Raw genomic sequence first — 21830 nt, forward strand, 5'->3', positions numbered from 1 at the left:
TGAGAATATGAGTTATAAAGCTAAAATTTTAGATGAAAAAGCCATACAAAGGGCTACCACAAGAATAGCCCATGAGATTATTGAAAAAAATAAGGGAATTGAAAATATAGTTATAGTTGGTATTAAAACTAGGGGGGTTCCTTTTGCTAAAAGGATTGTAGAAAAGATAGAGGAAATTGAAGGACAAAAGGTTAATTGGGGAAGTCTAGATATAACCTTATATAGGGATGACCTTACAAAAGTAAGTGATAATCCTATTGTTAATAGTAATAATATTGAATGTAATATTAATGGAAAAGTGGTTGTATTAGTGGATGATGTTCTTTATACAGGAAGAACCGTAAGAGCTGCCATGGACGCTATTATGGATGTTGGAAGGCCTAATAGTATACAATTGGCCATATTAATAGATAGAGGTCATAGGGAACTACCTATAAGGGCTGATTTTGTTGGCAAAAATGTGCCAACATCTAATGAGGAAATTGTAAAAGTACAATTTGAAGAAATAGACGGAACTAACATAGTACTTATAGAAGAAACTAGTCACTAAGAGTGACTAGTTTCTTTGTTTTTTTCTAATATTTCATATAAATCTTTCCTAGGAGTTACATACATGGTATTATAATCATCATAAATAACCATGCCCAGTTTGGCTCCACTAGGTTTTTTTACGTTTTTAATTAAAGTATAATCTACAGGAACTTGACTAGATAGTTTACCTTTACTATGAAATGCAGCAAGCTCTGCAGCTTCTTTTATGGTACTTTCAGGAACTTCTTGACCTTTAGTACTTATTATTACATGGGAACCAGGAATATCCTTTGTATGAAACCATAAATCCTTTTTAGAAGAAAATTTTAAAGTTAAATAATCATTTTGCTTATTATTTTTTCCAACATATATGGTAAAACCATCAGAAGATAGAAAGTTAACAAATTCCATCTTACGTTCTTTTTTCTTCTTAGGAATATTTCTTTTTTTAAGATAACCTTCTTCTATTAACTCTAATCTTAATTCTTCCAATTCATTCATAGACCTAATTATTTCTAAAGAATGATTTACTTGTTCAAAATATTTTATTTCGTTACGAGTTTCCTCTAGTTGGTTAATAATTTCTCTCTTAGCTGTTTTAGACTTATTGTATTTTTTAAAATATCTTTGAGCATTTTGAGAAGGTGATAATTTTTTATCTAAATCAATAGTTATATATTCTTCATCTGGGTTATAATAGTTTAAAAGATGAACCTTTGCTTCACCTTCCTTGATTTGATATAAGTTTGCCGTAATGAGTTCACCATAGATTTTATATTTTTCCGAATCTATAGCAGTATTAAATTCCCTATTTAATTTTTTTTCCTTCTTAACGAGTTTGCTTAAATTAGTACTTACAATTTTTCTTATGTTACTAGACTTTTGCTTTAACCTATCTAATATATCCTTTTGGGAATAAAAATACTCTAACATATTGCTTATACTATGTAGTTTATCTACCCTATAAAATTGTTCATCTATGAACTGGGGAATCACATTAAAATCTATAATTTCATTTTCAAGAAAAGATTTTATAATATAAGGTATGAAATTGTGCTCCTTAATAATTGACTCAAGTTTAATAAGTGATTTTGTTAACATATTCAGTTCTTCATCACTTAAGTCAGTAACATTCATGTTATAATCTAAATTAGCCATATGGCATATACCCCTAGCAGAACTAGGACTTATTCCCTGAAAATGGGTATAGATATATTTAAACAAGGGTAAATCTAACTGCTCATTTTCCCTATGAATTTCTATATGAGAATCATTTAGAAGGTTAGCCTTATTTTGAGAAGGAGGAAAAATATATTCTCTTCCAGGTAAAACTTCCCTATATCTGTTTATATCAGATGGGATTCTCTTGATACTGTCTATTATTATGTTGGTTTCCTTATCGATTAAGATAATATTGCTGTGTTTACCCATAATTTCTATTATAAGTCTCTTAATTTTCATGACTCCTAGTTCGTCATAAGATTCAAAATCTATATATATGATTCTTTCCATGTCCTTTTGACTAATATGAACGATCTTACTACCTTGTAAATGCTTTCTCATAAGCATACAAAACATAGGTGGAGATTTTGGGTTTTCCTTTTGTACATTAGTAAAATGTAATCGGGGATATTTACTTGTAGCAGATATTAATAATTTATATTTATTTTTAAAAGCTCTTATATTAAGAATTATTTCATCTGCTTCTGGTTGATACACTTTATCTATCTTTGAATTTATTAAAGCAGATTTTAATTCGCTACATATTGCAGAAATTGTAATACCATCAAAGGGCATAATGTAACCTCCATATTCATAATTTATCCATAAAGTATAACATTTTTTAAAAAATATTAAAAGATTGTATATGAAACTCCTATTATTAAAAAAATATATTAATAATAGAATATAACGATTTTTTTATGTATAATTAGTTTGAAGAAAATTATAGCAAATATACCTTATATTTTAAAGGTAAAAATGATATAATGTAGTATTGTGAGAAGGATTTTACAAGTACCTTATGGAAGGATGAATAAACTATGATTAAAAGTATGACCGGATTTGGAAGAGGTGAAAATGCAGATAATAAAAGGCAATTCACTGTTGAGATAAAAACTGTAAATCACAGATATAATGATATTGTAATTAGAATGCCTAAAAAGTTAAATTATCTAGAAGAGAATATAAAGAAATTGGTAAAGGAAAAAATTAATAGAGGTAGAGTAGAAATATATGTATCTCTTGAAAATGTTGGACAATCAGAAGTAAATATAAGTTTAAATAGAGAGTTAGCAGCAGAGTATATAGACGTATTAAAGACTCTATCAAAAGAATTTCAGATAGTAGATGATATTTCAGCTACTTTTGTATCTAAATTTCCAGAGGTTGTTAAGATCGAAGATAAGGAAGAAGATCAAGAAGAAATTTGGAATTGTTTAAAAGTGAGTGTAATGGGTGCATTAGAACAATTAGTGAATATGAGACTAGAAGAAGGACAAAAATTAGCTTTAGATATTGAAAAAAGATGTTATAATATTGACAATGTAGTTGAAGAAATAAAATTACGTTCACCAAAAATCGTGGAAGAACACAGAGAAAAATTAAGACAAAGGATAGAAGACATGCTAGGTGATAGCTATGAAATAGATGATCAGAGGTTAGCTGTTGAAGTGGCATATATGGCAGATAAAAGTAATATAACTGAAGAAATTGTAAGGTTGAAAAGTCATATAGACCAATTGAATAATTCACTAAAATCAACTGGCTCTATAGGAAGAAAATTAGACTTTCTTATTCAAGAGATGAACCGTGAAATCAATACTATAGGTTCTAAAACTAATGATTTAGAAGTGACAAACTACGTTGTGGATGTTAAAAGTGAACTTGAAAAGATAAGAGAACAAGTGCAAAATATTGAATAAGGGGGATACATATGAATATTAAGCTTATTAATATTGGGTTTGGAAATATAGTATCTGCAAATAGAATAATTGCAATTGTAAGCCCTGAATCAGCACCTATAAAAAGAGTTATTCAAGAGGCAAGAGATAGAGGTATGCTTATAGATGCTACATACGGAAGACGGACAAGGGCTGTTATAATAACAGATAGTGACCACATAATATTATCTGCTGTTCAACCAGAAACTGTAGCACATAGATTAGTAAACAAAGAAGAACATTCAAAGGATTGTACAGATTAGAAAGAAGTTAAAGGAGATGGAACATGAGAACGGGACAACTAATAGTCATATCTGGACCCTCTGGCGCGGGAAAAGGTACGGTATGTAAGCAACTATTAAGAGAAATAGAAAATTTAAAAATATCTGTTTCGGCAACTACGAGAGATCCTCGTGAAGGAGAAGTAAATGGCATAAATTATCATTTCACAGAAAAAGAAGTGTTTTTAAAGGGAATAGAAGAAGATAAATTTCTAGAGCATGCGAAAGTATATGATAATTATTATGGAACTCCTAAGAAATATGTAATGAAAGAAATTGAAAATGGAAACAATGTATTATTAGAGATAGATATACAAGGAGCTTTGCAGGTAAAAGAAAAATACCCAGAAGGTGTATTTATATTCATATTGCCACCTTCTATGCAAGAATTAAAAAATAGAATAGTTGGTAGGGGAACTGAAACAGCAGAAGCTATAGAAAAGAGATTTAAAAGCGCCTATGAAGAAATTAAGTATGTTGAAAAATATGACTATTGTGTAGTAAATGATAAAGTAGAGTTGGCAGTTGAGAGAATAAAAGCTATAATTACTGCAGAAACTTGTAAGGTTAAGCATGATATAGAAGAAATTATAAGTAAATTTAGGGAGGAATCAATATGTTAAATCCATCAATAAATGACTTAATGTCAAAGGTAGATAGCAGATACACACTAGTGGTAGCTGCATCTAAAAGAGCTAGAGAAATAATAGAAGGTGAAGAGAGTTTAATTAGAGTAGCATCTAATAAGCCTGTTACCATAGCAACCCATGAGATTGCACAGGATAAAGTTCACTATGAAAGAGATGAGGAAGACCTGTAAAGGAGTAGAATTTCTACTCCTTTATTTTTCGATTAAATAAAAATATGAGTAAAGAGGGTGGTCTAATATGAAGTTATTTGCAAATTTAATAGTTAATAATAAAAGTAAAAATACAGATATGGAATATACTTATGAAATACCAGACCATCTAGCAGATATAGTACAAAAGGGTTCTAAGGTAATAGTTCCCTTTGGTAAAATAAATAATATTATAGAAGCATATGTACTGGATATATATGAAAATAAAGAAGCTCCATTTAAAAATACTAAAAAAATAAAAGATGTGGTAGAAGAGGATAGTATTTTAACAAAGGAATTAATAGGTCTTTGCAAATGGATGAAGGAAAAGTATTTATGTACTTATATGGAAGCCATAAGGTGTGTAATTCCAAGGGGATCTTCTTTAAAAATAAAAAAAGAAATTCAATTGAATGAGGAAAATTATATTAACTATAATACAAATTCTAAAATTGAACAACATATTATTGATTACCTTAAAGAAAAGGGGAAGAGTACATATACTAATTTAATTAAAAATGTAAAATATAAAAGTATATATGAGCCCTTAAAGAGATTAGAAAATAGAAAAATAATAACTATAACAGAAAAGTTAATAAGAGATGCAAAAGAATTAAGTACTAAAATTGTGGAAATACAAGACATAAACTACGAAAACTTAAATAAAAGGGCAAAAAAACAAATAGAAATAATGGACTATTTAAAGGTACATAAAAGGGATACACTAAATAACTTGAAAAAGTCTATAGGTCTATCTAACAATGGACCTATAAATAGTTTAGTAGAAAAAAATTTAATAAGGGTATATGAAGAAAGAAAGTTTAGAACTGTTTATGATCATGTAGATAAAATTAAAAGACATGTAAATTTAACAGAAGAACAAGTTAAAGCTATTAATAAAGTAGAACCCTTTTTAGATAAAGAAAAATACAAGACCTTTTTAATTCATGGAGTCACAGGAAGTGGCAAGACTGAAGTTTATGTAGATTTAATAAACAAGGTATTAAAAGAGGGAAAAGAGGCAATTATTTTGGTCCCTGAAATATCCTTAGCTACTCAGATGATAAGAAGAATAAAAGGTGTATTTGGACATGTGGTAGGTATACTCCATAGTAGATTATCTTTAGGTGAAAGACTGGATGAATGGGAAAAAATAAGAAAAGGCCATGTGAAGATTGTAATTGGAGCAAGAAGTGCCATATTTAGCCCATTTAAAAACTTAGGAATAATAATAATAGACGAAGAACATGAATATAGCTACAAATCAGAAAATAGACCTAGATATCATACAATAGAAGTGGCCAAGTTTAGAGCTATAAAAAACCAATGTCCCTTAATTTTAGGTTCAGCTACTCCATCTATAGAAGCTTATTATAAGGCTATTAATAAAGAATATGAAAAAATAGAATTAATTAGTAGATATAATAAAAAGCCATTACCGAAAGTTACGGTGGTGGATATGAGAGAAGAACTGAAAATGGGGAATAAAAGTATATTCAGTCAAGCTTTATATGAAGAATTAGAGAAAAATGTGAAAAATAAAAAACAAAGTATTTTGTTTCTAAATAGAAGGGGACATTCTACATTTATATCCTGTAGGAACTGTGGATATGTATTGAAATGCCCTAAATGTGATGTATCTCTTACGTATCATTCAAAAAAAGGTGGGGTTACCTGTCATTATTGTGGATTTAAAACTAGTCCTCCACAGATTTGTCCTGAATGTAGAAGTAAGTATATAAAATATTTCGGAGCTGGAACTGAGAAAATAGAGAATATGACTAAAAAACTCTTTCCAAAGGCTAAAATAGGTAGACTAGATCTAGATACCACATCTAAAAAGGGATCTATGGATAACATATTGGAAAGCTTTAAAAATGGAGAAATAGATATATTAATAGGTACTCAAATGGTTGCTAAAGGACTAGATTTTCCTAATGTGACCTTAGTAGGAGTCATAGCAGCAGACATAAGTTTGAACATTCCTGATTTTAGATCATCTGAAAGAACTTTTCAATTAATAACTCAGGTGGCAGGACGGGCTGGACGAGGTGAAGATGAAGGACGAGTTATAGTACAGACCTACTCTCCAGAACATTTTGCCCTTCAAAATGCCCAAAATCATGATTACACAAGTTTTTATAATGAAGAAATATTAATGAGGAAAGTTGCTAATTATCCACCCTATTGTAATATTGTAAACATAATATTTTCTGGAGAAGATGAAAGGGAGATAATAAAAGTAGCACAGGATTTTGCAGATAGAATTAAGCTTAATATGAATAATGAAAAAATGTCTAGTGACAATGAAATCTATGGGCCTAATCCTGCATTAATATCTAAAGTAAAGCTAAAACATAGATGGCAGTTGATCATTAAAACTGTTGACCAAAACCTAATTAGGGGTATAATAAATTATGTAGATACTAATTTTAGACGAGATGAAAGAGGTAGAGTATTAATTAGTATTGATATAAACCCATATAGTATGCTTTAAGGAGGATAAAAATGGCAATAAGAAATATTTTAAAAGATGGAGATCCAACTTTAAGAAAAAAATCTAGAGTTGTACAAAAAATAGGTGAAAGAGAAATTACCTTAATAGAGGATATGATAGATACTATGTATAATGCCAATGGGGTGGGTCTAGCAGCACCACAAGTTGGAGTATTAAAAAGAATTATAGTGATAGACATAGGAGATGGATTAATAGAACTTATAAATCCAGAAATAATACATTCTGAAGAAGAACAAATTGACCAAGAAGGGTGCCTAAGTGTGCCAGGAGTTACAGGGGAAGTAAGTAGACCTAAGAAGGTAGTAGCAAGAGGATTAAATAGAAAAGGTGAATTGATAGAGGTTGAAGGAGAAGACCTAATGGCAAGAGCAATTTGCCATGAAATTGATCACTTAGAAGGAATATTATTCACAGATAAAGTAATTAAGTAGGAGGAATTAAATATAGATGAGAATTATATTTATGGGAACACCAGATTTTGCAGTCCCTTGCTTAGATGTGGTAGCAAAGGAACACGAATTATTAGCTGTGGTAACCCAGCCAGATAGACCTAAGGGACGAGGGAAAAAACTTGCAGCACCTCCTGTAAAGGAAAAAGCCCTAGAGTATGGTGTAAAAGTATATCAACCACAAAGAGTAAGAAATGAGGAATTTATAAACACAATTAAAGAATATAAACCTGATTGTATTGTAGTAGTAGCCTTTGGTCAAATTCTACCAAAGGAATTATTAGATATACCAAAGTTTGGATGTATTAATGTTCACGCATCCTTATTACCTAAATATAGGGGAGCAGCTCCAATAAACTGGGCCATAATTAATGGAGAAAAAACTACTGGTGTAACGACCATGTATATGGATGTGGGCCTAGATACTGGAGATATGATTTTGAAAAGTGAAGTAGAAATAGGCCAAATGACCGCTGGGGAATTGCACGACGAGTTAATGATTGATGGTGCTGAGCTTTTAAAATCCACATTGAAGGAAATTAGTGAAAATAAGGCTCCTAGGGAAAAGCAAAAGGATGAAGAAAGTTCTTATGCACCTATTATGGACAAAAAATTAGGAGAAATAGATTGGAATAAAACTAATGAGGATATAAGAAACCTAATAAGGGGAGTTAATCCTTGGCCAAGTGCATATAGTACTTATGATGGAGTTAAGTTTAAGATTTGGAATTGTGAACTTAAAAATGTAGATGATGAAAAAGGAAAAAATGGAGAAATTCTACATGTGAGTAAAGAGGGGATTTTAGTAAAAACTTCTACAGGAGCCCTTTTAATAACTGAAATCCAATTTCCAAATAGTAAAAGGATGAAAGTAGATGCATACTTAAGAGGTAATGATTTAGAAAAGGGAATTATTTTAGGAGCATAATATGAAAAATAATAATTTGTTATTTATAAGAATTCTTTTCTTGATTATGGTAATAGTAGTTGGCGTAGGGGCTTTAGCCTTATATTTAATTAATTCTAGCAATCTAGTATTATACAAGATTATTTTGAGTATAATACTAATAATTTCATTTTTAGTAACTTCTTTTATTTTAATAACTAGTATTATTTTAATAAATTTAGTTAAGAAAAAAAGTATATCTAATTTTCAAAAATCTTATTTGATAAAGACTATAAGATATATATACGTTCCTGTATTATATCTAGCTAATATATTAAATATAGATAAAAATAAAATTAGAGGGGTATTTGCTCAAATAAATAATAGAATTGTATTATCTACAGAGATGAAAATAGATCCGGAGCATATATTAGTCCTATTGCCCCACTGTATTCAAAAGTCTAGTTGCCCCCATAGAGTTACTACTAATATAGAAAATTGTAAAAAATGTGGACAATGCAACATTGATGGCATAGTTAGGCTAAAGGAAAAGTACAATATAAATGTAGTTGTGTCTACAGGTGGAACTTTGGCTAGGAAAATAATAAAAGAGACCCATCCTAAAGCAATTATAGCAGTTGCTTGTGAAAGGGACCTAAGTGCGGGCATATTGGATGTAAGAAAGATCCCAGTAATTGGTGTGTTAAATGAAAGGCCAGAAGGGCCTTGCATCAATACGAGAGTAAGTATTGATAAAATAGAAGATAGCATAAATTATTTGCTTGGGAAGGAGTAGATAATATGTTTTACAGCCCATATTATGGATTTGGACCAGGAATGATATTCGTTTTAATAGCTATGGTATTTGTTACTTATGCTCAAATGAAGGTTAAAACCACATTCAACAAGTATTTACAAGTGAAAAATGATACGGGGTTAACAGGATATCATGTGGCTAGAAAAATTTTAGATAGAAATGGACTTGGTGATGTATCTGTAGAAATGACACCAGGTCAACTTACAGATCATTATGATCCAAGAACTAGGGTGGTAAGATTATCACCCTATGTATATAAGGGAAATACTATTGCATCTATAAGTGTGGCAGCTCACGAATGTGGCCATGCAATACAACATGGAAATGGATATATTCCCCTTACCTTAAGAAATGCAATTGCACCCATAGCCAATATTGGATCTCGTTTTGTTTGGATATTAGTTATGGCTGGTTTCGTATTTGGAGCTACAGGTCTTATAGATTTGGGAATTTTATTTTACTTGGCATCAGTTATATTTCAAATTATTACTCTACCAGTAGAGTTAAATGCCAGTAGCAGAGCCATTGAACAAATGGATATAAATGGGGTTATAACGGTGAATGAAATTAAACCTTGTAAAAAGGTTTTAAGAGCGGCGGCCCTAACATACGTAGGTGCTATGGCTGTAGCAATCGCACAATTATTTAGATTGATTTTGCTTAGAAATCAACGTGATTAATAATTTAATGCACCCCTAGGGGTGCATTAAATTATTAAATAGACTAAAGGGAGGCAGTAATGGATAAAGTAAACGCTAGAAAAATAGCATTAGATATTTTAAATGATATTGAGGAGAATAAAGCTTATTCTAATATATCCATAAGAAAACATTTAAGAGATAGAAATATATCTAAAGTAGATAGAAATTTAATTAGAGAGTTAGTATATGGTGTATTGGAGAATAAGATATATTTAGATTATGGTATAAGATCCTATTCAAAGATAAGATTAAAAAAAATAGATAAATCTATTTTGAATGTACTGAGAATGTCATTTTATCAACTTATATATTTAGATAAAATTCCTAAATTTGCTGTAGTTGATGAAGCTGTAAATATGAGTAAAAAAATAAATTTTAAGACTAAGGGATTTGTGAATGCACTACTTAGGAATTTTATAAGAAACGATTTGAAAATAAGCGTAGATAAGATTAAGAGCGATGAAATAGAATATCTGTCTGTAATATATTCTCATCCTCAGTGGCTAGTTGAAAGATGGTTAAAGGAATTTGGAAGGGATTTTACTAAAGATTTACTTAAAGCTAATAATGAAACCCCAAAACTAACTGTAAGAATCAATACATTAAAAGTAAAAAAAGATGATCTAATAGATGAGCTGAAAAAAGAAAAAATAAGGGTAGCAGAGTGTACATATGTGGAAGAAGGATTAACGTTAGAAGGAGTTTCTAACTTAGATAAATTAAAGGCTTTCAAAGAGGGAAAATTTCAAGTACAAGATGAAAGTTCCATGTTAGTAAGTAAAATTTTAAATCCTAAGGCAGGAGATAAAATTTTAGATGTATGTTCTGCACCTGGTGGCAAGGCTACACATATGGCTCAAATAATGAATAATAAAGGACAAATTGTAGCTAGAGACATTCATGAGCATAAATTGAAGCTTATACATGAGAATTCTAATAGATTAGGAATTAATATAATAAAGACTCAGAAGTGGGATGCTACCAATTTAGATGAATCTCAAATAAATAAGTATGATAAAGTTTTAGTAGATGCCCCTTGTAGTGGTCTTGGAATTATAAGACGAAAACCTGAATTAAAATATAATAAAACTAGTGAGGATATTAGTAGTATAAGTGAATTACAACTTGAAATTTTAAATATAGCATCAAAGTATGTGAAGCTTGGGGGTACATTACTATATAGTACATGTACCATTGAAAAGGTGGAAAATGACCTGGTTGTGGAAAAGTTTTTAAATTCAAACAAGAATTTTATAGTGGAAAAAATTGAAGAAGAAAGTGTCCTAAATTTAGTTGGGGATAATGGTTTTGTAAAATTATATCCTAATATGGAAAAAACAGATGGTTTTTTCATTGCAAAATTAAAAAAAATAACATAGCCAAATATGTGATATAATAAATTTGCAATATTAAACTCAGATTATTCATGGAAAATTTGAAAGGGTGCAAGTAGTTTTGATTATAATGCTTTCATCAAGGTCGAAGGGATACCCGTACGGTACGTTGAAAATTTGATGGGTGTCTTAGAAGCAAAAGGACGCAGCAGAGTTTTGAATTTTCTATGAATAATATGGGTTAAACATATTTAGTTATACATGTGAGGTGAGCAAATGAGATTAGGAGCTTGTACTCATAAGGGTAAGGTAAGGGACTTAAATGAGGACGCTTTTTATGTAACTGAAAATGATATACAGCTCTTTGCTGTGGCGGATGGTATGGGTGGCCATAATGCAGGAGAAGTGGCAAGTGAAACAGCTATACATACTATAGCTGAATATATTAATAAAAATAAAGAGATGATTAATTCTAAGGACAGTATATTAGCTTTATTAAAGGAAGCTGTACAAAAGGCTAATGAACATGTTTATCATAAAGCTGAAAAGAATACAGGATATAAGGGAATGGGCACTACTTTGACTGTTGCACTTTTATTAACTAAGATTTATTTAGCCCATGTAGGAGATAGTAGGGCATATCTTATAGAAGAGGAAAAAATTAGTCAAATAACAGATGATCACTCTCTAGTGGCTGAGTTGTTAAAAAATGGAACTATTACAGAGGATGAAGCTAAAGTTCATCCCCAAAGAAATATGATAACTCGTGCTATAGGAACGGATAAAAAGGTGAAAATTGACCTTTATTCTAGTCCTGTTAAAAAGGGAGACATATTAGTTCTATGTACAGATGGTCTATCAAATTTAATGGAGGATTGGGAGATTAGGGACAAGTTTTTAAAGAGTCCTTCAATTGATCTTGCGTGCAATGAATTAGTCCAGTTGGCCAATGATAGAGGTGGCGTAGATAATATAACCGTAATAGCTGTACAGATATAGTAAAAGAGAGGTGAAAAAATGATAGGAAAAGTTTTAGGAGATAGATATGAATTAATAGAAAGAATAGGTGGAGGTGGAATGGCTTTAGTGTATAAGGCCAAATGTAACCTTTTAAATAGATATGTTGCTGTAAAAATACTAAGACCAGAGTTTGAAAGTGATGAGGAATTTATCAAATCTTTTAGACAAGAGTCTCAATCAGCTGCTAGTTTGTCCCATCATAATATTGTAAATATATATGATGTGGGGAAAGAAAATGATACGGATTATATAGTTATGGAATATGTGGAGAATAAGACTTTAAAGCAAATTATTAAAGAAGAAGGTCCATTGAATTCTAATAGAGTAATCAAGATAGGTAAACAAATAGCCCTAGCTCTTGAACATGCCCATAGTAACCATATTATTCATAGGGACATTAAACCCCATAATATTTTAGTAACTTCAAATGATACGGCAAAGGTAACAGATTTTGGAATAGCTAGAGCTGTAACTTCATCTACAATAACCAATGCGGGAAATGTTATAGGATCAGTTCATTATTTCTCTCCAGAACAAGCTAGAGGAGGGTACATTTCAGAAAAATCAGACATTTACTCTTTGGGAATAGTCCTTTATGAAATGGCCACGGGCACATTGCCTTTTGAAGGGGAGAAACCTCTTAGTGTAGCATTGAAACACATAAATGAAGAGGTGCAAGATCCAAGAAAAGTAAATAAAAGTATTCCAAAAGCTTTAGCTGATATAATATTGAAAGCAACACAAAGGGAACAAAGCAAAAGATATGAAAATGCCATGGAATTATATAAGGATTTAGATATAGCACTACAAAAGCCAATGGGAAACTTTGTGGACTTATTAGATAAGGGAGATTCCCCTACAGTGGTGATTCCTGCCATAGATGAAGAGCAGATCATAAGTAAGAGTAAAAAAAATAAAAAAGAAAATAATCGAGTGATAATTTGGTCAGCCATATTATTAGCTTTTGTAAGTGCTCTAATGGTAACAGTAGGGGGTATATATCTTAAGGATATATTATTTGTAAAAGAAGTAAATGTACCTGGTGTAGTAGGATTAAGTGAAGATGATGCTAAGAAAGAATTATTAAAACTGGGTCTAAAGGCAGAGGCAGCCACTACCAGATTTAGCAATGAATATGAAAAGGGATATGTAATAGAACAAGACCCTAAGGAAGGAATTAAGAGAAAAGAAGGATATCCAGTAAATTTAATACTCAGTAAGGGAAAAGAATTAGTAGAAGCTCCAAACTTAATAAACAAAAACATTGAGAGTATTGATATAACCTTGGAAAATGCAAAATTAAAAGAAGGTAAGGTTAAATATGAATATAGTTCTATGCCTGTAGGAATAATTGTTGATCAAGAGCCTAGGGGTGGACAAATGGTTGAAATTGATTCCCAGATTAATTTGGTAGTAAGTCAAGGAATTCAAACAAAGACCATATTAATGCCTACGTTGGTAGGAAAGCCCCTTAAGGAAGTTAAAAAGACCATAGAAGCATCTGGTCTTATACTTGGTAAGGTTGAATACAAGGAAAGTGAAGAAGAAAAGGACATAGTTATTTGGCAAAATCTTAAAGGTGGCACGGAAGTAGAAGAAAATCAAGTTGTTAACTTAAGTGTTAGTGAAGGTAGCTCTATAAGACAACCTTCCGAAGAAGATGAGTTTCAGATGAAGTCAATTTCATTTAGATTGTATTATGACCAAGCTAATAATGAAAATTTCAGATTGAAAATAGTTAAAATCCAAAATGGTATACCAATTGTTGTTCATGATAAAATGCATAATAAATCTATGAGCGGTAAAGAAAAAATTGCCATTGAAGGAAGAGGAAAAGCCTCCATAGATATATATTTTGACGATGTTCTAATAGCAGATAAGCAAATAGATTTTGAAACGGGGAATATAGATGATTAAAGGTATTATTACAAAGGGGATAGGCGGATTTTACTATATACAGGATAGAAATGGCAAAATGTATGAATGCAGGGCTAGGGGGAAGTTTAGAAAAGAGAAGATAATACCATTAGTAGGAGATAAGGTAGGCATATCCATATCTCATGACGATAAAGGTATGATTGAGGAAATAGAAAATAGAGAGACTAAATTAATAAGGCCCCCTGTAGCAAATGTGGATCAAGCTGTTATAGTATTTGCCGTAAAAAGACCTAATCCTAATATCTTGCTATTAGATAGATTTTTAGTGATGGCAGAACGAGAAAATTTAGATATAGTAATATGCTTTAATAAAGTAGATTTAAGTGAGGGAGAATTAAATGAATTAAAAGAAATCTATAATAAAACAGGGTATAAGCTTTTGGAAACTAGTACTAAGTTAAATTCTGGTGTGGAGGAATTTAAACATATATTGAAGGATAAAATAACTGTTTTTGCAGGGCCATCTGGAGTAGGGAAATCCTCTCTTTTAAATGCAACACAACCTGATTTGCAATTAAAAACAGGAGAAATTAGTGTGAAAAATAAAAGGGGAAAACATACTACTAGACATGTCGAATTATTGAAACTTGAATTTGGGGGATGGGTTTTAGATACACCAGGTTTTAGTTCTCTGGATTTAGATTTTGTTGAAGAATTGGATCTACAATATTATTTTAAAGAATTCGAGCCATTAATAGGTGATTGTAAATATACAGGATGCAAACATATAAGTGAACCGGAGTGTGCTATAAAAGACGCTGTTGAAAATGGAGAAATAAGTGAATCAAGGTACAATAATTATTTACATCTTTTAAAGGAAATACAGAAAAATAGGAGGTATTAGAAATGGTAAAACTTTCACCATCAATTTTATCAGCAAATTTTGCAAATCTTAAAGAGGATATAGAGAAAGTAGAAAAAGCAGGAGTGGATATGTTACACATAGATGTGATGGATGGACAATTTGTGCCTAATATAAGTATAGGTCCAGTGGTTCTTAAAAGTGTAAGCAAGATCACGAATCTTATATTAGACGTACATCTTATGATAGACGAACCAGATAGGTATATAAAGGAATTTGTAGACGGTGGGGCTAATATTATTACAGTACATTTAGAAGCTTGTACCCATATACATAGAACTATTCAGTTGATAAAATCCTATGGGGTAAAAGTAGGTGTATCATTAAATCCAGGAACTCCTCTTAATCATCTAGAGTATATATTAGATGATGTGGATATGGTTCTTTTAATGTCTGTTAATCCAGGTTTTGGAGGACAAAAGTTTATTCCTGCAATTAAAGATAAAATAAGAGAATTAAAGAAAATGATAGATGCTAGAGGTCTTAACATAGACATAGAAGTTGATGGAGGAATAAAAGTAGATAATGTTAAAGAAGTGGTAGAGGCAGGGGCTAATGTGATTGTGGCAGGTTCGGCCATATTTGGAGCAGATAATGTAGAAGAGTCAGTAAGAAGTTTTAGAGAAGAAATAAAATAAACGACAGGTGAAAAAATGAAATTTTTAATAATTGCTAATGGAACTATTAATGATTTAAACTTTTTGAAAGAACTTATGGACGAATGTGATTTTGTAATATGTGCTGATGGCGGTGCTAAATATCTTAGTAAAATTTCTAGGGTCCCAAATGTAATTGTGGGAGATTTGGATTCTATTGATGAAAAAAGTAGAATTGAGTTTGAGAAAAATGGAGTGGAGTTTTTTAGATTTCCGCCTAAAAAAGATTTTACTGATATGGAACTAGCCATAAGTTACGCCCTGGATAGGGGGGCTAAGGAAATGGTTATAACAGGGGGCATTGGCACCAGAATGGATCATACTATTGCTAATGTGACTTTACTATTACCCTTAGTTAAACGAGGAATAAAAGCTAAAATGGTTAATGAAAAAAATGAAATTACAGTTGTTTTAAATAGGGAAGTTATTACCTGTGACAAGGACAAGAACGTCTCTATAATTCCCCTTACTAGAGAAGTTGAAGGAATAACATTAAAAGGCTTTGAATACCCTTTATATAAAGAAGATATATTAATGGGGTCATCTAGAGGGGTCAGCAATAGGTTAAAAGAGTCTGAAGGGATTATAACCATAGAAAAAGGACATTTGTTACTAATAATATCAGAGGATTAAAATGAAAGTGCGGCTAAGGATAAAAACTTTAGTTGCACTTTTTTTACTTGTAATTTTTAATAATTCTAAAATCTTTCACATTTATGCCATGGATTGAATAGTATAATCAATATATGCATAAAATGGGGTGATATGTTGGGAAAAGAATTCTATTAAAAAGGTTTTTAGGAGTAATACTTGCGCTGTTTGGAAGTGTATTATTAATTGAATTCGTGCCATTGGGAATTTGGTATGGAATCCTAGTATTTTTATTTATAGTATTGATACTTCTAGTTCTGAAAATTATATAAGGGGGAAGTGATTATGAAAAGAAAACTATATAATTCTTTGTGGAGACAACTAGATAAAAGATTTTTAGGTGGTTTATTAATTGTTGTTGGGATAATCATATTAGCCTATATGTTTTTACCATTTACTGCATGGGTAGCTTTTATAGGAATATTTTTAATTTTCTTAGGATACAAACTATTTTGTAAATATTAGATAGTAAAAAAAGTCTACCATAAGGCAGACTTTATGAACTATATAGCTCTTTCTACTTTGTTAGAACGAAGGCATCTTGTACACACGCTAACTCTCTTTGGTGATCCATTAACGATAGCTTTTACCTTCTTTATGTTAGCACCCCAAACTCTTCTAGAATGACGGTTTGAGTGACTTACAGCGTTTCCGGAAATTCTTCCCTTTCCACATACATCACATACTTTTGACATCTATATAACACCTCCTTCAAGTGATCGTAGCTTAATAGCAAACATCATAATTTTACCACACTATGCCTGGTGTATGCAAGGTTTAAGATGAAAATATTTTAATAAAAATATTTTAAATTGTTGAATAGGTTTTTTGTTTAAGATAAAATAAACTATATATATATATGATTTAAACATATACTATTTATATATATACTGTAAAAGGAGGATTTTAATGGGTGCTAAGTTAAAAAATGATTTAGGTAATATCCACATAGATGAAAATGTTATTTCAGAAATTATAGGAATGTCTGCTATGGAATGTTATGGTCTAGTTGGTATGGCTTCCAAATCAGCCGCTAGTGGATTAACGGAACTTTTAAGAAGAGGAAATATGAGTAAAGGAGTAAGAATAGAATCTGATGGTGATAAGTTATCTATAGATTTATATATTGTTATTCAATTTGGTACTAGGATAGGTACTGTTGCACAAAATGTAATGGACAAGGTAAAATATAATGTAGAAACTACAACAGGACTAAAAGTAGAAAAAGTAAATATAAATGTAAAAGATGTGAGAGTACAAAAGTAATTTAAGGAGGTACTAATTTTGAAAATTAAATATATAGACGGAAAGCAGCTAAAGAATATGGTTGTTAGGGGATGCCAAGTACTAGAAAGGAATAAAAAGTTTGTAGATGACTTAAATGTATTCCCTGTGCCTGATGGTGATACAGGAACTAATATGTCCTTAACTATGAATTCTGCAAAGGATGAAGTGGAAAGTGTAGTGAATGGAAATGTAGAGGCTGTAGCAAAAGCCCTTGCCAATGGATCCTTGATGGGAGCTAGAGGAAACTCTGGTGTAATACTATCACAAATTTTTAGAGGCTTTTCCAAGGCTTGTAAAGGTAAAGAAACCTTAGATGTGGGCGACTTTGCCAAAGCACTTCACATGGCATCGGATACGGCTTATGGTGCTGTTATGAAGCCTATAGAAGGGACTATACTTACTATAATAAGAAGTGTTAGTGAAAGGGCAATGGAAATTGGAGAAATAGAAGAAGATATATGTAGAATGTTAGAGATGGTTATAGATCACGGAGAAGAAGTTTTATCAAAAACACCTGATATGTTGAAGGTTTTAAAAGAAGCTGGTGTAGTAGATGCAGGTGGAAAGGGACTAATATTTATTTTAAATGGTTTTTATGAAGCGCTAACTGGAAAAATCATCATAGAAGAAACTACAAAAAGAGAAAAGAAATCTAATCTAAAAATTCATGGAGATAAATCTATCCAATTTGGATATTGTACAGAGTTTATAATAAAATCAACTAATGCTAATGTGGAAAATTTAAAAAAGAAAATAATGAACATGGGAGATTCTATGCTAGTTGTTGGAGATGAAAACCTAGTAAAGGTCCATATACATACAAACAATCCTGGAAATGTAATTGAAGAAGGATTAAAATTAGGTCAGCTTGTGGATGTTAAAATAGATAACATGAGATACCAGCATGAAAATAGGTTGGAAAAAAAGGACTTAAAAAAGTATGGAATAGTAGCTGTTGCCATGGGTGAGGGGATAGAAAATATATTCAAAGATATAAATGTGGATAAGGTTATTGCTGGTGGTCAGACTATGAATCCTAGTACTCAAGACATAAAAGAAGCTTTAGACAGTATTAATGCAGAGAATATATTTATATTACCTAATAACAGCAATATAATTTTAGCGGCAAACCAAGCAAAGGCGTTAAGTGAGAAAAATGTAATAGTTATACCTACAAAAACAATTCCCCAAGGAATAGGGGCAGTAGTGGCATATAATCCAGAAAATGAAGTGGATGTAAATGAAAAAAATATGAATTTAGCCATGAAAGATATTAAAACGGGACAAATAACTTACTCTGTCAGAGAGACTACCTTTAAAGATATAGACATTAAAAAGGGAGATATATTAGGAATATCTGATGGTGAAATTGTAACAGTTGGAAGTGAAATTGAAAATGAATCCCATAAACTGTTGAAAAATATAGTTGATGAAGATAGTGAAATAATAACATTATTTTATGGTTCTGATATAGAAAAAGAAAGAGCGGACAAGTTAGCAGAAGAAATAGAAGAGGAATTTGAGGATTGTGATGTGGAAGTGTATTATGGTGGGCAACCTCTGTACTATTATATATTTTCCGTAGAGTAGGAAATGAGCTTATGCATCATTTCCTTTTATTTTAATAAAGTTATTGAATTAAAAGAATTTAACCTATATAATAACTAAAGATTGGAGGGGATAAAGGTTGAGCAGTTTAAAAGAGTCCATACAATATTTAAAAGGGGTGGGACCTAAAAAAGCAAGCCTTTTAAATAATATTAATATACACACTGTAGAGGATATCCTTTATTATTTTCCAAGGGATTATGAGGCGAGAAAAGATTTAATATGCTTAAATAAAATCAATAAATCCGGAAAATATTTAATAAAAGTTAGAATAAACTCTAATATAGAAGAGAGCAAAGTAAGAAAAGGATTGAAAGTGTATAAGTGTATAGGAGAAGATAATACGGGTAAAATTCGTATTTCTTTTTTTAATTCTCCCTTTATTAAAAATTTATTTCACATTGGTAGAGAAGTTTATTTGTATGGTGAAGTTAAAAAAAGTTTTTCAGGTTTGCAAATTACCCATCCCGAATATAAGTTTAACGAAACCGAATATAAAAATCATATAATGCCCATATATAATTTGACTAGGGGCCTTAATCAAAACGATTTGAGCAAATTAACATATAAAGTTATACAAGACCATATAACTATTGTAGATGAATATATTCCTGAATGTATTAGGAATGAGTATAGAATATGTGATATTAAGTATGCTCTGAAAAATATACATTTTCCACAGTCTATTGAGAAAATGAAAATATCTAAGTATCGCTTGGTCTTTGAAGAATTACTACTACTCCAATTAGCTCTTTTTATGGTGAAAAATCAAATTGCAAATGAAGAGGGAGTATCATTTAAGCATAAAAATGAAGTGGATGATTTTATAAAATCTCTTCCCTTTCAATTGACAGGTGCACAAAGGAATGTAGTGGAAGAAATAAAAAAGGATCTAGAATGTGATAAACCTATGAATAGGCTTGTACAGGGTGATGTAGGATCTGGTAAAACTGTTGTGGCGTTAATCTCTTTGCTAGAAGCTGTTTTTAATGGATATCAAGGAGCTCTTATGGCTCCTACTGAGATACTCGCACAACAGCATTATGAAGGTTGTATTAAACTATATGAAGGTTTAGATGTGAAGGTGGAGTTATTAACGGGAAGTACTAAAGCTAAAAAGAAAGAACAAATTTTAAATGATTTAAAAAATGGCAATGTGGATATTGTAATAGGGACTCATTCTTTAATACAAGATAAGGTAGAATTTAAAAACTTGGCACTAGTAATAACAGATGAACAACATAGATTTGGAGTAAATCAAAGAAATGTATTTGCTAAAAAGGGAATTAACCCTAATATTTTAGTTATGACAGCTACACCTATTCCCAGGACTCTAGCTCTTATTTTATATGGGGATTTAGATGTATCTATTATAGATGAACTTCCACCTGGAAGAAAAGAAATCAAGACTTATGGAAGTACAGAAAAGGATAAGGGAAAAGTATATGAATTTATTAAAAAAGAGGTAGAAAAAGGTAGACAAGCTTATGTGGTTGCTCCTCTGGTGGAAGAATCAGAAACCTTAGAGATAAATTCAGCCACTGAAATTTATGAGAATATAAAGGAGCATTATTTTAAAGATTATAATGTAGGTCTAGTACATGGTAAAATGAAAAATAAAGATAAAGAAGAAATAATGAATAGATTCAAAAATGGAGAAGTTCACATATTAGTGGCAACTACAGTTATAGAAGTAGGAGTTAATGTACCTAATGCATCCATAATGGTTATAGAAAATAGTGAACGATTCGGATTAGCTCAATTACATCAGTTGAGAGGTAGAGTTGGAAGAGGCGAATATCAATCCTATTGTATTCTCATTAACAATGGGAAAAGTCCTGTGGCTAAGGAACGGGTAGAAATAATGACTAAAACTAATGATGGTTTTATAATAGCAGAAGAAGATTTGAAAATTAGAGGACCAGGAGAATTTTTTGGAACTATACAGCATGGTATTCCTCAACTTAAAATGGCAAATTTATTTAGGCATATGAAAATATTAAAATTAGTTCAAAAGAAAGCTGAGATAATAATTAAAGAAGATCCAGTTTTAAAATCTGAAAAATATGAAGGATTAAAAAAGAAGATAATAAATGAATTTGGAAAGTTTATAGAAAACATTAGTTTATAGTGTATAGAAAGTAGTAAATTAATGAAAACTGTATAAGGATATAATTTTTTGAAGGATGTACTTATAAAACCTCTTATTGCTACCAGTTGGTAGAAAAGTAAAAAACTACTAGATATAATTTATCTAATATTGGTTAAATTAATAGTACAAGGCAATAGGAGGTGAAACTTAATGAATAATGGTAATACAAAAGCTGTACCAGAAGCTAAGGCAGCATTAAGTCAAATGAAGTATGAAATCGCTAATGAACTAGGATTAAGCGATTATCAAGGAATGGATAAGGGAAATTTAACAGCAAGACAAAACGGTTATGTTGGTGGATATATGACTAAACGTTTAGTTGAAATGGCTGAGCAACAATTATCAGGAAAATAGGAAAT

The 21830-nt window shown here is 30.9% G+C and carries 23 protein-coding genes; 21 read left to right on the plus strand and 2 right to left on the minus strand.

The features are described 5' to 3' along the window. Positions 1-7 precede the first annotated feature (7 nt). Complete coding sequence (gene pyrR, locus CCE28_RS13280) at positions 8-550, plus strand: bifunctional pyr operon transcriptional regulator/uracil phosphoribosyltransferase PyrR (RefSeq protein ID WP_095134212.1); 543 nt, start codon at positions 8-10, stop codon at positions 548-550. Here pyrR and CCE28_RS13285 read toward each other — a convergent pair. Then, the gene (locus CCE28_RS13285) at positions 547-2328 is read right to left on the minus strand and encodes an Rqc2 family fibronectin-binding protein (RefSeq protein ID WP_095134213.1); all 1782 of its coding nucleotides are present in this window, start codon (positions 2326-2328) and stop codon (positions 547-549) included. The two genes, pyrR and CCE28_RS13285, sit on opposite strands and share 4 nt — an antisense overlap. Positions 2329-2573: 245 nt before the next feature. Between CCE28_RS13285 and CCE28_RS13290 the strand changes: the two genes are divergently transcribed. From CCE28_RS13290 to CCE28_RS13365, 16 genes are all read left to right on the plus strand, one after another. Further along, complete coding sequence (locus CCE28_RS13290; RefSeq protein WP_095134214.1) at positions 2574-3455, plus strand: YicC/YloC family endoribonuclease; 882 nt, start codon at positions 2574-2576, stop codon at positions 3453-3455. An 11-nt stretch (positions 3456-3466) separates the two neighbouring features. Continuing rightward, positions 3467-3736 carry an extracellular matrix/biofilm regulator RemA gene (gene remA, locus CCE28_RS13295; RefSeq protein ID WP_095134215.1) on the plus strand — a complete coding sequence of 90 codons (270 nt, stop codon included), beginning with the start codon at positions 3467-3469 and terminating at the stop codon, positions 3734-3736. A 23-nt stretch (positions 3737-3759) separates the two neighbouring features. Then, positions 3760-4377: a guanylate kinase gene (gene gmk / locus CCE28_RS13300; RefSeq protein ID WP_095134216.1), complete on the plus strand. Its 618-nt coding sequence runs from the start codon at positions 3760-3762 to the stop codon at positions 4375-4377. Next, on the plus strand, positions 4371-4574 hold the full coding sequence (gene rpoZ / locus CCE28_RS13305) for a DNA-directed RNA polymerase subunit omega (RefSeq protein ID WP_095134217.1): 204 nt from the start codon (positions 4371-4373) through the stop codon (positions 4572-4574). The genes gmk and rpoZ overlap by 7 nt, the downstream gene beginning before the upstream one ends. A gap of 67 nt (positions 4575-4641) precedes the next feature. Beyond that, on the plus strand, positions 4642-7089 hold the full coding sequence (gene priA / locus CCE28_RS13310; protein ID WP_095134218.1) for a primosomal protein N': 2448 nt from the start codon (positions 4642-4644) through the stop codon (positions 7087-7089). An 11-nt stretch (positions 7090-7100) separates the two neighbouring features. Beyond that, positions 7101-7541 carry a peptide deformylase gene (gene def, locus CCE28_RS13315; RefSeq protein WP_095134219.1) on the plus strand — a complete coding sequence of 147 codons (441 nt, stop codon included), beginning with the start codon at positions 7101-7103 and terminating at the stop codon, positions 7539-7541. Between the two features lie 16 nt (positions 7542-7557). Beyond that, complete coding sequence (gene fmt / locus CCE28_RS13320) at positions 7558-8487, plus strand: methionyl-tRNA formyltransferase (protein ID WP_095134220.1); 930 nt, start codon at positions 7558-7560, stop codon at positions 8485-8487. A 1-nt stretch (position 8488) separates the two neighbouring features. Further along, positions 8489-9241 carry a DUF116 domain-containing protein gene (locus CCE28_RS13325; protein WP_095134221.1) on the plus strand — a complete coding sequence of 251 codons (753 nt, stop codon included), beginning with the start codon at positions 8489-8491 and terminating at the stop codon, positions 9239-9241. Positions 9242-9246: 5 nt separating this feature from the next. Next, positions 9247-9942, plus strand: coding sequence for a zinc metallopeptidase (locus tag CCE28_RS13330; protein ID WP_095134222.1), 696 nt, complete (start codon positions 9247-9249; stop codon positions 9940-9942). 59 nt (positions 9943-10001) lie between these two features. After that, positions 10002-11342 carry a 16S rRNA (cytosine(967)-C(5))-methyltransferase RsmB gene (gene rsmB / locus CCE28_RS13335; RefSeq protein WP_242972979.1) on the plus strand — a complete coding sequence of 447 codons (1341 nt, stop codon included), beginning with the start codon at positions 10002-10004 and terminating at the stop codon, positions 11340-11342. Positions 11343-11573: 231 nt separating this feature from the next. Continuing rightward, positions 11574-12296 carry a Stp1/IreP family PP2C-type Ser/Thr phosphatase gene (locus CCE28_RS13340; protein ID WP_095134223.1) on the plus strand — a complete coding sequence of 241 codons (723 nt, stop codon included), beginning with the start codon at positions 11574-11576 and terminating at the stop codon, positions 12294-12296. An 18-nt stretch (positions 12297-12314) separates the two neighbouring features. Next, positions 12315-14234 (plus strand): Stk1 family PASTA domain-containing Ser/Thr kinase, encoded by a 1920-nt coding sequence (gene pknB, locus CCE28_RS13345; RefSeq protein WP_095134224.1) that lies wholly within the window; start codon positions 12315-12317, stop codon positions 14232-14234. Beyond that, positions 14227-15099, plus strand: a complete 873-nt coding sequence (rsgA, locus tag CCE28_RS13350; RefSeq protein ID WP_095134225.1) for a ribosome small subunit-dependent GTPase A — start codon at positions 14227-14229, stop codon at positions 15097-15099. The genes pknB and rsgA overlap by 8 nt, the downstream gene beginning before the upstream one ends. Before the next feature lie 2 nt (positions 15100-15101). Further along, the gene (gene rpe, locus CCE28_RS13355) at positions 15102-15755 is read left to right on the plus strand and encodes a ribulose-phosphate 3-epimerase (RefSeq protein WP_095134226.1); all 654 of its coding nucleotides are present in this window, start codon (positions 15102-15104) and stop codon (positions 15753-15755) included. 15 nt (positions 15756-15770) lie between these two features. Further along, complete coding sequence (locus tag CCE28_RS13360) at positions 15771-16406, plus strand: thiamine diphosphokinase (protein ID WP_095134227.1); 636 nt, start codon at positions 15771-15773, stop codon at positions 16404-16406. A 303-nt stretch (positions 16407-16709) separates the two neighbouring features. After that, entirely contained in the window at positions 16710-16889 is a 180-nt protein-coding gene (locus tag CCE28_RS13365; RefSeq protein WP_095134228.1) for a hypothetical protein, read from the plus strand. 38 nt (positions 16890-16927) lie between these two features. Here the strand turns inward: CCE28_RS13365 and rpmB are convergent, their stop codons facing one another. After that, on the minus strand, positions 16928-17119 hold the full coding sequence (rpmB, locus tag CCE28_RS13370; RefSeq protein WP_095134229.1) for a 50S ribosomal protein L28: 192 nt from the start codon (positions 17117-17119) through the stop codon (positions 16928-16930). Between the two features lie 214 nt (positions 17120-17333). Here rpmB and CCE28_RS13375 point away from each other — a divergent pair, with 214 nt between their 5' ends. The 4 genes from CCE28_RS13375 to CCE28_RS13390 all read left to right on the plus strand — a co-directional run bounded on the left by CCE28_RS13375 (position 17334) and on the right by CCE28_RS13390 (position 21825). After that, the gene (locus CCE28_RS13375) at positions 17334-17690 is read left to right on the plus strand and encodes an Asp23/Gls24 family envelope stress response protein (RefSeq protein WP_095134230.1); all 357 of its coding nucleotides are present in this window, start codon (positions 17334-17336) and stop codon (positions 17688-17690) included. Between the two features lie 18 nt (positions 17691-17708). Beyond that, the gene (locus CCE28_RS13380) at positions 17709-19301 is read left to right on the plus strand and encodes a DAK2 domain-containing protein (RefSeq protein ID WP_095134231.1); all 1593 of its coding nucleotides are present in this window, start codon (positions 17709-17711) and stop codon (positions 19299-19301) included. A gap of 97 nt (positions 19302-19398) precedes the next feature. Next, positions 19399-21450, plus strand: coding sequence for an ATP-dependent DNA helicase RecG (recG, locus tag CCE28_RS13385; RefSeq protein ID WP_095134232.1), 2052 nt, complete (start codon positions 19399-19401; stop codon positions 21448-21450). Positions 21451-21621: 171 nt separating this feature from the next. Beyond that, positions 21622-21825, plus strand: coding sequence for an alpha/beta-type small acid-soluble spore protein (locus CCE28_RS13390; protein ID WP_095134233.1), 204 nt, complete (start codon positions 21622-21624; stop codon positions 21823-21825). Positions 21826-21830: the final 5 nt, after the last annotated feature.

The organism is Anaeromicrobium sediminis (assembly GCF_002270055.1).
Classification (GTDB): domain Bacteria; phylum Bacillota; class Clostridia; order Peptostreptococcales; family Thermotaleaceae; genus Anaeromicrobium; species Anaeromicrobium sediminis.

Coding starts and splice junctions, on each gene's coding strand:
- pyrR (WP_095134212.1), top strand. CDS start 8: ATGAGTTATAAAGCTAAAATTTTAGATGAAAAAGCCATACAAAGGGCT.
- CCE28_RS13285 (WP_095134213.1), bottom strand. CDS start 2,328: ATGCCCTTTGATGGTATTACAATTTCTGCAATATGTAGCGAATTAAAA.
- CCE28_RS13290 (WP_095134214.1), top strand. CDS start 2,574: ATGATTAAAAGTATGACCGGATTTGGAAGAGGTGAAAATGCAGATAAT.
- remA (WP_095134215.1), top strand. CDS start 3,467: ATGAATATTAAGCTTATTAATATTGGGTTTGGAAATATAGTATCTGCA.
- gmk (WP_095134216.1), top strand. CDS start 3,760: ATGAGAACGGGACAACTAATAGTCATATCTGGACCCTCTGGCGCGGGA.
- rpoZ (WP_095134217.1), top strand. CDS start 4,371: ATGTTAAATCCATCAATAAATGACTTAATGTCAAAGGTAGATAGCAGA.
- priA (WP_095134218.1), top strand. CDS start 4,642: ATGAAGTTATTTGCAAATTTAATAGTTAATAATAAAAGTAAAAATACA.
- def (WP_095134219.1), top strand. CDS start 7,101: ATGGCAATAAGAAATATTTTAAAAGATGGAGATCCAACTTTAAGAAAA.
- fmt (WP_095134220.1), top strand. CDS start 7,558: ATGAGAATTATATTTATGGGAACACCAGATTTTGCAGTCCCTTGCTTA.
- CCE28_RS13325 (WP_095134221.1), top strand. CDS start 8,489: ATGAAAAATAATAATTTGTTATTTATAAGAATTCTTTTCTTGATTATG.
- CCE28_RS13330 (WP_095134222.1), top strand. CDS start 9,247: ATGTTTTACAGCCCATATTATGGATTTGGACCAGGAATGATATTCGTT.
- rsmB (WP_242972979.1), top strand. CDS start 10,002: ATGGATAAAGTAAACGCTAGAAAAATAGCATTAGATATTTTAAATGAT.
- CCE28_RS13340 (WP_095134223.1), top strand. CDS start 11,574: ATGAGATTAGGAGCTTGTACTCATAAGGGTAAGGTAAGGGACTTAAAT.
- pknB (WP_095134224.1), top strand. CDS start 12,315: ATGATAGGAAAAGTTTTAGGAGATAGATATGAATTAATAGAAAGAATA.
- rsgA (WP_095134225.1), top strand. CDS start 14,227: ATGATTAAAGGTATTATTACAAAGGGGATAGGCGGATTTTACTATATA.
- rpe (WP_095134226.1), top strand. CDS start 15,102: ATGGTAAAACTTTCACCATCAATTTTATCAGCAAATTTTGCAAATCTT.
- CCE28_RS13360 (WP_095134227.1), top strand. CDS start 15,771: ATGAAATTTTTAATAATTGCTAATGGAACTATTAATGATTTAAACTTT.
- CCE28_RS13365 (WP_095134228.1), top strand. CDS start 16,710: ATGAAAAGAAAACTATATAATTCTTTGTGGAGACAACTAGATAAAAGA.
- rpmB (WP_095134229.1), bottom strand. CDS start 17,119: ATGTCAAAAGTATGTGATGTATGTGGAAAGGGAAGAATTTCCGGAAAC.
- CCE28_RS13375 (WP_095134230.1), top strand. CDS start 17,334: ATGGGTGCTAAGTTAAAAAATGATTTAGGTAATATCCACATAGATGAA.
- CCE28_RS13390 (WP_095134233.1), top strand. CDS start 21,622: ATGAATAATGGTAATACAAAAGCTGTACCAGAAGCTAAGGCAGCATTA.